Below are 12,714 nucleotides of genomic sequence, written 5' to 3'. Positions count from 1 at the left end.
GCTCAGGCCGCAGGGCCTTCTTTTGCCTTCAGGCCAGTACCAGCTTCAAACCAGCCTGCTCAGGCCGCAGGGCCTTCTTTTGCATCTATGCCAGTGCCAGTTTCAGGTCAGCTTGCTCAGGCCGCAGGGCCGCCGGGGCTCGCGCCGCCCCGGCACCCGGCGTCGGGGCTATCGCCCCGAACCCCGAATTTGATGTGGTAATCTTGGTTAACGTTAGTCTGTCATGCCTCTGTTGTGCCGATCGCTGGCAGCGACCGATAGATGTCAAACCAGTTCGCGGCGCTCTTTAACTGACGATGATTATGTCGTTCGATGCCTTGGCTCCATCCACAACGGAGGCATGACCACGAGCTTCTCGCAGACCAGCCACGCTCTTTTTGGGGTTCGGGGCAGCGCCCCGACGGCGAGGTGCAGGAGGCTGGCGGCAGCCTCTTGCCGCAGGGTTTGGGGGCGTGTAGCCCCCAATGAAGATAGTTGCAGCCGCCGCTTTGCCGTCTATCCTGAGCTTGTCGAAGGGCAGGGTTTAGGGCGCGCAGCCCCAATAAAGATAGTGTAGCCCCAACAACAAACGCGCCGGAGCCTATGCAATACACCCCGGCGCGAGCGAAAAAAGAGAAACCCCTACCCAAGCGCAACGCGCGCAATCGCCCGGAAGTCGCGCATCCACGCCCGCAGCGCCGCCAATGCCGCATCGCGCTGCTCGGTCAGTGCCTGCGCCGCCTCGCGCGCCGCCCCCTGCGCCACCAGCGATGCCGCCACCCCGGCCACCAGCGCCTGCGCATCCATCAGCTGCGCCATGCCAGCGCCAAACGGCGCCAGCCGCTGCCAGATCGCGCTGCTGGCCAGGGCGTTGGTGTAGAACTGCTGCGCCTGCGCCAGCCAGTCGGCGTGGCTCTTCTTGCGCCGCGACGCCAGGCCAAGCGCCTGGGCCGCGCCACGGTCGCCGCGCAGCGCCACGCGCGCAACCGCCAAGTGGCGGATGTACACCGCGTGGGCATGGGCCTGGGCGGCGTCGCGGGCATCGGTGGCGGCATAGCGCTCGCCGCGTCCGGCCTGCTGCTGCTGATGGAGCGCCAACGCCTGCTCGAACAGCGCCCGGCCCTCGCGCATGCGCGCTGCGTCGTAGCCGTATGGCTCCAGCGCTGCCTGCACATCCGCGTTGTTCAGCACGGTCTCGATCACCATGCGCGCGGCAAAGAGCTGGCCGGCAATCGAGTGGTTTGCGCTGGGGCCGAAGGTGCGCGCCGCTGTGTCGCCGGAGGGCGCTGCGGTTGTGGGCGTGGGCGCATCGGTGTCGAGCAGCGTAGCCGGGGTTTTGCGCGGCGGCAGCGGCTCGCTCAGCAGCGCGCCATTGGTCGATGGGGAGGTTTTTCCGTTTCGGTGCATAAATGCTCCTCACCTGCTGGTGTATGGTCGGGCGGCGAGTGTCGCCCAACGGTGAATAATGTTTGGGCGATTATACGGGGCGCAGAGCGCAGAAGGATAGAGGGCTTTGTGTGCAATTTGGGGGCGGTTCGGTGACAGATGGGAGCTTTGTGGGTTGCTCGGGCCGCAGGGCCGTGGCTGTGCCAGCCCGTTATGCAGTTTGCTCAGGCCGCAGGGCCGTGGCAGTGCCAACTTCAAACCAGTTTGCTCAGGCCGCAGGGCCGCCGGGGCTCGCGCCGCCCCGGCACCCGGCGTCGGGGCTATCGCCCCGAACCCCAAATTTGATGTGGCGAACAATTGCGAAGCTGCGCGCTCATGCCTCCGTTGTGCCGACCGCTGGCATCGGCCAATAATGTAGTACTGGCTTGCACTATCGCCGCAAGGCATGACAACGAGCGTTCGGGTGATACCGGCATTCTTTGCCGGAAGGGTTTTAGGGAAACCGGCAGGGGTTTCCCTAATCGGGAACACGGGAGCGAAGCGCCCCGAGAAAAGCACCAAACAACTTGTAACCCCTTCATAGCGGGGCAGGGTTCCTCAGCCCGCCTGCGCCCCAACCCCAACAGCAACCAACAAGTTTCAAACCCCTTCATAGCGGGGCAGGGTTCCTCAGACCAGGCTCCCTATGACGTCCAACTCGATCTTCTGGTTTCAAACCCCTTCATAGCGGGGCAGGGTTCCTCAGACAGAACACTCGCCAACGACCTGGTGGCTGATACCAAGTTTCAAACCCCTTCATAGCGGGGCAGGGTTCCTCAGACGCAGTATTTCGAGCGTGGCATCATGCGGGAGTTCCCTGGTTTCAAACCCCTTCATAGCGGGGCAGGGTTCCTCAGGTTTGGAGACCGGAGAATTGTCGACTTTTGTAAAGGTGTTTCAAACCCCTTCATAGCGGGGCAGGGTTCCTCAGCCGCAGGACAATCAAGTCAGGCAAGCTGTCCAGCCACGTTTCAAACCCCTTCATAGCGGGGCAGGGTAGGGAGGCTTGCGCCTGTTTGAGTGCAGTTTGCTCAGGCCGCAGGGCCGTGGCAGTGCCAACTTCAAACCAGTTTGCTCAGGCCGCAGGGCCGCCGGGGCTCGCGCCGCCCCGGCACCCGGCGTCGGGGCTATCGCCCCGAACCCCAAATTTGATGTGGCGAACAATTGCGAAGCTGCGCGCTCATGCCTCCGTTGTGCCGACCGCTGGCATCGGCCAATAATGTAGTACTGGCTTGCACTATCGCCGCAAGGCATGACAACGAGCGTTCGGGTGATACCGGCATTCTTTGCCGGAAGGGTTTTAGGGAAACCGGCAGGGGTTTCCCTAATCGGGAACACGGGAGCGAAGCGCCCGAGAAAAGCACCAAACAACTTGTAACCCCTTCATAGCGGGGCAGGATTCCTCAGCGAGAAGTCAACCCATTTACCCCGAAAATCCTGTGTAGTTTCAAACCCCTTCATAGCGGGGCAGGATTCCTCAGTAACTTTCTACCGTTTTGAGGTAGAAATTAAAAAAATGTTTCAAACCCCTTCATAGCGGGGCAGGATTCCTCAGCTAGACATCTCGGACGAAACGATTCTTGGAGTCGAGTTTCAAACCCCTTCATAGCGGGGCAGGGTTCCTCAGGAGGATGTCATGCGTAAGCTTTTGGGTGTCGGGGCTTGTTTCAAACCCCTTCATAGCGGGGCAGGGTTCCTCAGATGCAGCTTACATAAAGACAACCATGAGTCCTGGACTCGTTTCAAACCCCTTCATAGCGGGGCAGGGTTCCTCAGTTTATCATATACAGACTCGCGCGCTATAGTCGAAAGGTTTCAAACCCCTTCATAGCGGGGCAGGGTTCCTCAGCTTTTGGCACTGATCACCCTGTTTGCATTTGCAGCAGGGTTTCAAACCCCTTCATAGCGGGGCAGGGTTCCTCAGACCCTGACTGCCACTGTACTTTGGTTTGCCCTCACCAGTTTCAAACCCCTTCATAGCGGGGCAGGGTTCCTCAGATCGCTTGCCCGTCTCTGTCACAGGACAAACGGGCTGTGTTTCAAACCCCTTCATAGCGGGGCAGGGTTCCTCAGTAACGCGATCAACGTTGCCTTGGGCATCAGCCAAGCAAGTTTCAAACCCCTTCATAGCGGGGCAGGGTTCCTCAGATTGGGCCCAAACCCGACCGGAAGCTGAAACGCTGAGTTTCAAACCCCTTCATAGCGGGGCAGGGTTCCTCAGGAAAAGGCGAGAACCAGACCCCAGCCGAGCTGGGGAAGTTTCAAACCCCTTCATAGCGGGGCAGGGTTCCTCAGTTGGACATGGAGCAGCTGTTCCCCAAGTTGCCGCCTTGTTTCAAACCCCTTCATAGCGGGGCAGGGTTCCTCAGCTGGAGATTACAGGTTGGGAAGGCGATTGCTTCATCGCGTTTCAAACCCCTTCATAGCGGGGCAGGGTTCCTCAGAAAAAAAAGCGATAGCCGGTATCGCAGGGATGTCAAGTTTCAAACCCCTTCATAGCGGGGCAGGGTTCCTCAGGCTGGGTGAGCGTGCCGAGTTCGAGCAGCTGACCGCTGTTTCAAACCCCTTCATAGCGGGGCAGGGTTCCTCAGAACCCTGACATGATGGCGCTCTGCATCTTGCGGAAAGTTTCAAACCCCTTCATAGCGGGGCAGGGTTCCTCAGGGAGGAAGTCAATGGAACTGTGGTACGCGGCGGCGCTGCTGTTTCAAACCCCTTCATAGCGGGGCAGGGTTCCTCAGCCCTGCCCCATGTGTGCCAGTCCTTGGGCAGCACGACGTGGTTTCAAACCCCTTCATAGCGGGGCAGGGTTCCTCAGGTAACGTCCCGCGTGGGGCCAGGAGCAAACGCTAAAAGTTTCAAACCCCTTCATAGCGGGGCAGGGTTCCTCAGTTCTTGTTGATTAAAGTGTGATCTAATACAGAAGGGTTTCAAACCCCTTCATAGCGGGGCAGGGTTCCTCAGTCTCCTCGAAGATTACATATTGTAAGCGCGGTAAATAGTTTCAAACCCCTTCATAGCGGGGCAGGGTTCCTCAGGCTCAACCTGCTCTGCCGGAACGAACTTGGTCCCCTGGTTTCAAACCCCTTCATAGCGGGGCAGGGTTCCTCAGGAAATTTGTGTCCCGCCGGATGGCGGGAAAGGAGAGGGTTTCAAACCCCTTCATAGCGGGGCAGGGTTCCTCAGACTGCCACGCCGACCGCGATGACGCTTGAAACGCCGAGTTTCAAACCCCTTCATAGCGGGGCAGGGTTCCTCAGCGAGGTGTGTTTGTGACTGCAGGCGTGTTTTTAGGCGTTTCAAACCCCTTCATAGCGGGGCAGGGTTCCTCAGCGAAGCGCGACGGTCAGCAACACGGTGTTACTGATTCAGGTTTCAAACCCCTTCATAGCGGGGCAGGGTTCCTCAGAGAGCGACTGGACGTCCCTAGACATCGTAGGTGTCTAAGTTTCAAACCCCTTCATAGCGGGGCAGGGTTCCTCAGAGCTTGACCTTCAACAGTTCGGAACCATCCAACCCCTTGTTTCAAACCCCTTCATAGCGGGGCAGGGTTCCTCAGCTCTGTTCGATGACACGGCCACGCCAAGCAATGACGCAGTTTCAAACCCCTTCATAGCGGGGCAGGGTTCCTCAGAAATGACGTTTCAACCCCTGGAACACATCCACATTGTTTCAAACCCCTTCATAGCGGGGCAGGGTTCCTCAGTATCCGACAGCAACACCGGACCACCCACATCAAACCGAAGTTTCAAACCCCTTCATAGCGGGGCAGGGTTCCTCAGGAATGCACTATCCAGGCCCTCGAAGGCGCGGGTGCGGGTTTCAAACCCCTTCATGAGGGGAGCGCTAAACATAAGATCGGCATCACTCGCCGACGCCAGTTCCCATTTGGTGTCGCGCTCGTGTCTCCCAGCGACGCCGGATCTTCATCCGGCGTCGCTGTGCCGCCCACCAGTGGTAGCATGGAAGCGCTAACAACCCACCCACCACCTGTGAGAGACACTGCCATGCTACTCGATTTTCTCGCCTCGTTCAAGCGCCTCGGCGCTACCCTCTGGCGCCAGCCGCCCTGTCCGCCTGTCCACCCCGAGCCTGCCTGCCCGCTCAAACAGCCCTCCGCCCCGCTGCCCGCCTGGGTCGCGACCGACCCCATCGTCCAAAAGTATCGCGCGCTCATCGGCGACCTGCCCTGGGAGTGCTTCCCCGAGCGTTCCTCCGACCGAAATTGGCCCGGTCCCTCCCCCGACCCGCGCGCGCCCTTCGTCGCCGCCTATCTGGTCAAACTCCACGAAGGCAAGCGCTTTATGTCTGAACTGCGCTCGTTCCTCCTCGAGCATCCTGCGCTGGTGTACTGGCTCGGCTTCGAGCGCGTGCCCGACCCCTCCAGCCTCCACGGCTTTGCCGTCACCCAAACCGTCCCCGACCGCCGTCAGCTCAGTCGTGTCTTGCGCACTCTGCCCAATGAGGCCCTGCAGTGGCTGCTGTCTGCATCGGTCGAGTTGCTCCGCGCCACGCTCCCGCCCGACGAGCACGCCAGCTTTGGCGACACCATCGCCGGCGATACCCAAGCCCTGCTCGCCTGGGTCAAGGAAAACAACCCCAAGCAATATATCAAGGAAGGACGTCTGGACAAGACCAAGCAGCCCAAGGCCGACCCGGACTGCAAGCTTGGCATCAAGAAAGCCCGAAACACCGCTCCTGCCGATGCCGACGGCGATGACCCTCCTGCTCCCACCAGCGACGCCAAACCCGCTCGCGACGTGCAGCTTGGCGTCGAGATCTTCTGGGGCTACGCAAGTGGCATTGTAGTCACCAGAATGCCTGATGGCAGCGAAGTCGTGCTGGCCGAGCGCACTCGCCCATTCAACGAGAGCGACCCGTCCTACTTCTTCCCGCTGATGCAGCAGGTCGAGCGCCGCCTCGGTCGCAAGCCGCGCTTTGGCGCCTGGGATTGTGCCTTCGACGCGCACTACGTCTACGACTACTTTCACCAGGCTGGCGGCTTCGCGGCGGTGCCGTTCAACCCCGGCAAGAAAGGCGGCAAGCGCCTGTTCGACGTCGATGGTTGGCCGCTGTGCGCGGCTGGTCTGCCCATGCCACAGCTGTTTACCTATCTCGACCGTACGAGCGGTCTGATTCCACACCGGCGTGAGAAGTGCGGCTGCGCGCTGCTGTTTCCACAGCCGAACGGCCAGCCCTGCCCGATTGATGACGCGCATTTCGCGAAGGGCGGCTGCACGACGACGCTGGCAGCCGATGCCGGCTCACGCCTGCGCCACACGCTCGACCGCGAGAGTGAGGGGTACAAGCAACTCTACGCCAAGCGCACGATGGTCGAGCGGGTCAATTCGCAAGCAGAGGCGCTGGGCATGCTGCAGCCGAAGCTGCGGCGTGGTCGGGCGATTGCGAACCAGAACAGCGTGAGCTACGTGCTGATCAACCTGCGTGCTTTGCAGCGCATCCGAGCCGCACAGGAGGCGCGGCCGAGCGCGAGCAGGACAGCCCTGGCGGCATAGCTCAAGAGGCGGCCTGCACAGTACACGAAGGTGGGTAGGTTGATAGCAGCAGGTCGCCGAGACAGACGCCACAGCCAGGGACGACAACCCAGACAGCTCGAGCACCTGCTCGCACAGTTGCGAGAGCGGGTCGAGAGCGCGTGTGCGTGAAAGGGCACATCAGCGCTGTGATGCGCCAGAAACGGGCATCTGCCAGTGCGTGTGTCGCCAGGCGCGGGCGGAATGCGGCGCTGGATCTGCCGTCAGCCGGCAAATACAGGCACCACGACTGTGCGCACTTTCTTATGTTCAGCGCGCCAAGAAATCCACCTCCTTATGTTTCGCGCACCCCTCCTTCATAGCGGGGCAGGGTTCCTCAGAGCCGGGCGGCTGTGTATTCTCAGCTCGGCTGGCAGTGTTTCAAACCCCTTCATAGCGGGGCAGGGTTCCTCAGGTCTTCGTTGAGCCAAGCGAATGTAGTACCTTGGCGTTTCAAACCCCTTCATAGCGGGGCAGGGTTCCTCAGGAGTAGCGACACTGCTCACTCTGCTCATGCTCGGCCTGTTTCAAACCCCTTCATAGCGGGGCAGGGTTCCTCAGTTCGTACCTCGTGGCTACGGTTCATGTGAATATTCTGGTTTCAAACCCCTTCATAGCGGGGCAGGGTTCCTCAGCGGGTGACCGGGTTTCACTGGAGTCGGACGTGGCTAAGTTTCAAACCCCTTCATAGCGGGGCAGGGTTCCTCAGCCAACTCCCACTGCAACTGCCACCAATACCTCGGTGTTTCAAACCCCTTCATAGCGGGGCAGGGTTCCTCAGGCGATGGACGCGAACGGTGACAGCACGCTGTTGATCGTTTCAAACCCCTTCATAGCGGGGCAGGGTTCCTCAGGAGTGCGCAATGCGCGCACTCCCGGCCCTTATTCGTCGTTTCAAACCCCTTCATAGCGGGGCAGGGTTCCTCAGTCAGGTCATCGTGGCGTCCCGCAAGGGACGCCACCGGTTTCAAACCCCTTCATAGCGGGGCAGGGTTCCTCAGTTCATTCAGTGGTTGGCTGGAAATCAGCCCAACCCCATGTTTCAAACCCCTTCATAGCGGGGCAGGGTTCCTCAGCATCTGTCCAACAATTACTTACCTCTCTTGGCGCCACGTTTCAAACCCCTTCATAGCGGGGCAGGGTTCCTCAGAATATATCATGGAGTTCACCAACGGTGGACTTGCCTGTTTCAAACCCCTTCATAGCGGGGCAGGGTTCCTCAGCGTTTCCGCGGCCCGCGCGCAGCAGAACATCGTCGCGTTTCAAACCCCTTCATAGCGGGGCAGGGTTCCTCAGTAGGTCCCTACAGCAATCTAAGTAGTTTAGGTTGCAGGTTTCAAACCCCTTCATAGCGGGGCAGGGTTCCTCAGACGGCTACCCAGGCCGCGACCAGTGTTCCAGATCCAAGTTTCAAACCCCTTCATAGCGGGGCAGGGTTCCTCAGTATTTCCACCAGGTGACTGGGAACATGGTTCCTGGCCCTGTTTCAAACCCCTTCATAGCGGGGCAGGGTTCCTCAGAGTTTCCAAGCCAATCTCGGGCACGCATACGCTGGTTTCAAACCCCTTCATAGCGGGGCAGGGTTCCTCAGACAGGATGTGGGCTTGGCGGTGTTATTACCTGGCTTCTGGTTTCAAACCCCTTCATAGCGGGGCAGGGTTCCTCAGCCATGTTGTGATCAAACCTGTACGCTATGCTTATTTGTTTCAAACCCCTTCATAGCGGGGCAGGGTTCCTCAGTGGTGTGGCATTGCTGATTGGTGGTACAGGCATTTTTGTTTCAAACCCCTTCATAGCGGGGCAGGGTTCCTCAGACATTGGTTGCTGTAGCGTATATTGCTTCTGAACAAAGTTTCAAACCCCTTCATAGCGGGGCAGGGTTCCTCAGCGCATGGCCGTAAGAGTGTCTGGTTGCTCATCAACCCGTTTCAAACCCCTTCATAGCGGGGCAGGGTTCCTCAGTTCTTCTCGTATTAAGCCGGATCGCGGAATGGTTTGCTGTTTCAAACCCCTTCATAGCGGGGCAGGGTTCCTCAGTGGCGATAATAGTGGGGCTCTTTGGGCTATATTTGTTTCAAACCCCTTCATAGCGGGGCAGGGTTCCTCAGTCGCCAGGTTAAACGGTGCGCCAATAAGCATGGCTGCGTTTCAAACCCCTTCATAGCGGGGCAGGGTTCCTCAGGTGCCCACGCTCTGTTCCACAGCCAGTGAGCCGTTCGGGTTTCAAACCCCTTCATAGCGGGGCAGGGTTCCTCAGAATCCGTGAGTTCTGGGAACAGAACGGCGGCCTGCCAGGTTTCAAACCCCTTCATAGCGGGGCAGGGTTCCTCAGGGGGGCCTCGCGTTCGTGGCGTTGTTGATCATCGGGTTTCAAACCCCTTCATAGCGGGGCAGGGTTCCTCAGGGAGAGCTCCTTGAACGCATGTTCAAGAACTTCGTGTTTCAAACCCCTTCATAGCGGGGCAGGGTTCCTCAGTCAGCGGCACCATTAGCCTCGAGTGCGAGCCTGGCCTGTTTCAAACCCCTTCATAGCGGGGCAGGGTTCCTCAGGAAGTGCCAGCCCATCGCGGGTAAGGTCACGTTCCAGTTTCAAACCCCTTCATAGCGGGGCAGGGTTCCTCAGAAGGCATTTGCCGAAAGGCGGTGCCGCCTCTCGGCAAGTTTCAAACCCCTTCATAGCGGGGCAGGGTTCCTCAGAAGGTTGCATGGATTGAGACTGATCCATTTGGTGGTTGTTTCAAACCCCTTCATAGCGGGGCAGGGTTCCTCAGGTTGTTCAACCCAATTGATCCAGACACCAACGTGGTGTTTCAAACCCCTTCATAGCGGGGCAGGGTTCCTCAGCATCGGCGCCGCTCTGGCGCTGATGATAACATTCAAGTTTCAAACCCCTTCATAGCGGGGCAGGGTTCCTCAGGGCTATTCCTTGGATGGTAAAAACTACACCCCTTTTGTTTCAAACCCCTTCATAGCGGGGCAGGGTTCCTCAGGCGTCCCATAACGCACCCGAAGGGACACACATGTTTCAAACCCCTTCATAGCGGGGCAGGGTTCCTCAGTCGGTGCATTGTGAGGCGCCACAAGGCTCCTCACCGTTTCAAACCCCTTCATAGCGGGGCAGGGTTCCTCAGTTCAAGACACGAACCATGGCACGCCGCACATCAGCGGGTTTCAAACCCCTTCATAGCGGGGCAGGGTTCCTCAGTACGAGCAGTACAACCTGTACAAGGTCGGCAAGGTGGAGTTTCAAACCCCTTCATAGCGGGGCAGGGTTCCTCAGTCGCCCGCCCCTGCGATGACTGCGCAGGCGGCGAGATGTTTCAAACCCCTTCATAGCGGGGCAGGGTTCCTCAGCTTTGTGAAGGATAAGGCATTCGTCCCCAACTGGGGTTTCAAACCCCTTCATAGCGGGGCAGGGTTCCTCAGGCAGGCGCAGCCAACACCCACGGACGCGGCTAACCCGTTTCAAACCCCTTCATAGCGGGGCAGGGTTCCTCAGAAGCCATTCGCATCATCCCGCAGGGCCCAGTCGAGGTGTTTCAAACCCCTTCATAGCGGGGCAGGGTTCCTCAGTTGCGAACACAAAGTCACAAACCAAGCGTTCCGCCCCGCGTTTCAAACCCCTTCATAGCGGGGCAGGGTTCCTCAGCGGCCGAGTCTTTCGGACGCAGATATGAATATAGAGGTTTCAAACCCCTTCATAGCGGGGCAGGGTTCCTCAGTCGCGCCCGATGCACAACCAGGGCAGGTCCCGGCCATGTTTCAAACCCCTTCATAGCGGGGCAGGGTTCCTCAGGAAGGTGACTACCATCAGACCAGTCGTGATAAGCGTGTTTCAAACCCCTTCATAGCGGGGCAGGGTTCCTCAGTTCGACCCAGATAAAGGTTTCAAGCGGGTCTCCATGGTTTCAAACCCCTTCATAGCGGGGCAGGGTTCCTCAGAGTGGCTAGTCCACCGTTCTTCTGACGGTAAGCTCTGTTTCAAACCCCTTCATAGCGGGGCAGGGTTCCTCAGGACACATCTTTTGCTACCGACCTTACGGTTTATTTCTAGTTTCAAACCCCTTCATAGCGGGGCAGGGTTCCTCAGCGACTCAGCTCAACAGTAGGAATACCGTCATTTGCATGTTTCAAACCCCTTCATAGCGGGGCAGGGTTCCTCAGGCGGTTCGACAGGATAGGAAACGGGCGTACGGCCAAGTTTCAAACCCCTTCATAGCGGGGCAGGGTTCCTCAGACACAGTGTTGTGTTGCAGCCATTCAGGTTGCCATGTTTCAAACCCCTTCATAGCGGGGCAGGGTTCCTCAGAACATACTCGCAGCCTAAGGAGTTGCCCAATATTATCGTTTCAAACCCCTTCATAGCGGGGCAGGGTTCCTCAGTGGCGGACGCCGGAGACCACACGTACCCTGGCGTTGTGTTTCAAACCCCTTCATAGCGGGGCAGGGTTCCTCAGGATGCGCCAGACCGCTGTTGACACCAAAGGCGCTATGTTTCAAACCCCTTCATAGCGGGGCAGGGTTCCTCAGGCAACCTGATCGAGCTCGTCGCCCCGACGGCCGCCAGTTTCAAACCCCTTCATAGCGGGGCAGGGTTCCTCAGACTACACTCTGGAGATCAGCAACTCGAGCGACAAGTGTTTCAAACCCCTTCATAGCGGGGCAGGGTTCCTCAGGAGTCAGCCTCGAAACCAGCTGGAAGCTGGAGCTGGGTTTCAAACCCCTTCATAGCGGGGCAGGGTTCCTCAGACACATCGCAGCACTGCATTTTAAGACGGATCACAGTGTTTCAAACCCCTTCATAGCGGGGCAGGGTTCCTCAGACGTTGGCTACAACCAGTTCTCACAGTTCTGGAGCGAGTTTCAAACCCCTTCATAGCGGGGCAGGGTTCCTCAGTTCCCGCCAAAGCCTCGTATCCGAGAAAGGCGGATTGTTTCAAACCCCTTCATAGCGGGGCAGGGTTCCTCAGGAGGCGGGTTTCCCGCCAAAGCCTCGTATCCGAGAAGTTTCAAACCCCTTCATAGCGGGGCAGGGTTCCTCAGTGACGATGCCAATGGAGAGCATTGGCGAGTCACACTCTTGTTTCAAACCCCTTCATAGCGGGGCAGGGTTCCTCAGGTGCAGGACCACGATGAAGCAGAACAATCGGATCACGTTTCAAACCCCTTCATAGCGGGGCAGGGTTCCTCAGGGCGGTAGCAGCAGCTCCGGCGGCAAGGGCGGCTACAGGTTTCAAACCCCTTCATAGCGGGGCAGGGTTCCTCAGCATCTTCTCGGTGAACTTCCTCACGCCCGGGTACGAGTTTCAAACCCCTTCATAGCGGGGCAGGGTTCCTCAGCAAGGCGATCTTCACCGAAGCCCTCCAGGGCGTGATGTTTCAAACCCCTTCATAGCGGGGCAGGGTTCCTCAGCCCACGCACATGACCGACCTGCTTTGTCTGTTGGGGTTTCAAACCCCTTCATAGCGGGGCAGGGTTCCTCAGAAAGGGGGTACTACGAATTGAACAGAACCTTAACACTGTTTCAAACCCCTTCATAGCGGGGCAGGGTTCCTCAGAAGAAAGCAGCAGGACTCCGTTCATGGAACAACAGAGTTTCAAACCCCTTCATAGCGGGGCAGGGTTCCTCAGGATAGGGATATAGCAGACGAAATCAAAGGCGATCTCGGTTTCAAACCCCTTCATAGCGGGGCAGGGTTCCTCAGCAGGCCAGTGTCCGTCGACGTCATAAGCGTCGACGTGTTTCAAACCCCTTCATAGCGGGGCAGGGTTCCT

The 12,714-nt window shown here is 58.8% G+C and carries 2 protein-coding genes and 2 CRISPR repeat arrays (1 of these 4 running past the window's edge); of the genes, one reads left to right on the top strand and one right to left on the bottom strand.

What is annotated here, in order from left to right; genetic code table 11:
• Nucleotides 1-621: 621 nt before the first annotated feature.
• A complete protein-coding gene (locus M1P90_RS18450; RefSeq protein WP_483696756.1) occupies nucleotides 622-1,386 on the bottom strand; it encodes a PQLLE family protein in 765 nt (254 codons plus the stop codon).
• Between the two features lie 1,387 nt (nucleotides 1,387-2,773).
• Nucleotides 2,774-5,186: a CRISPR direct-repeat array (repeat unit 37 nt; unit sequence GTTTCAAACCCCTTCATAGCGGGGCAGGGTTCCTCAG).
• Nucleotides 5,187-5,411: 225 nt separating this feature from the next.
• Between M1P90_RS18450 and M1P90_RS18445 the strand changes: the two genes are divergently transcribed.
• Nucleotides 5,412-6,920: a hypothetical protein gene (locus M1P90_RS18445; RefSeq protein ID WP_483696755.1), complete on the top strand. Its 1,509-nt coding sequence runs from the start codon at nucleotides 5,412-5,414 to the stop codon at nucleotides 6,918-6,920.
• Nucleotides 6,921-7,316: 396 nt separating this feature from the next.
• Nucleotides 7,317-12,714: a CRISPR direct-repeat array (repeat unit 37 nt; unit sequence GTTTCAAACCCCTTCATAGCGGGGCAGGGTTCCTCAG); it runs 297 nt beyond the window's last position.

The organism is Kouleothrix sp. 19917 (assembly GCF_057073505.1).
Note: the sequence above shows the minus strand (reverse complement) of the source record. Positions and strands in the feature narration are given on the sequence as shown.

Bases quoted from the DNA above. Each gene is read 5' to 3' on its own strand.
- M1P90_RS18450 (WP_483696756.1), bottom strand. From the start codon at position 1,386: ATGCACCGAAACGGAAAAACCTCCCCATCGACCAATGGCGCGCTGCTG.
- M1P90_RS18445 (WP_483696755.1), top strand. From the start codon at position 5,412: ATGCTACTCGATTTTCTCGCCTCGTTCAAGCGCCTCGGCGCTACCCTC.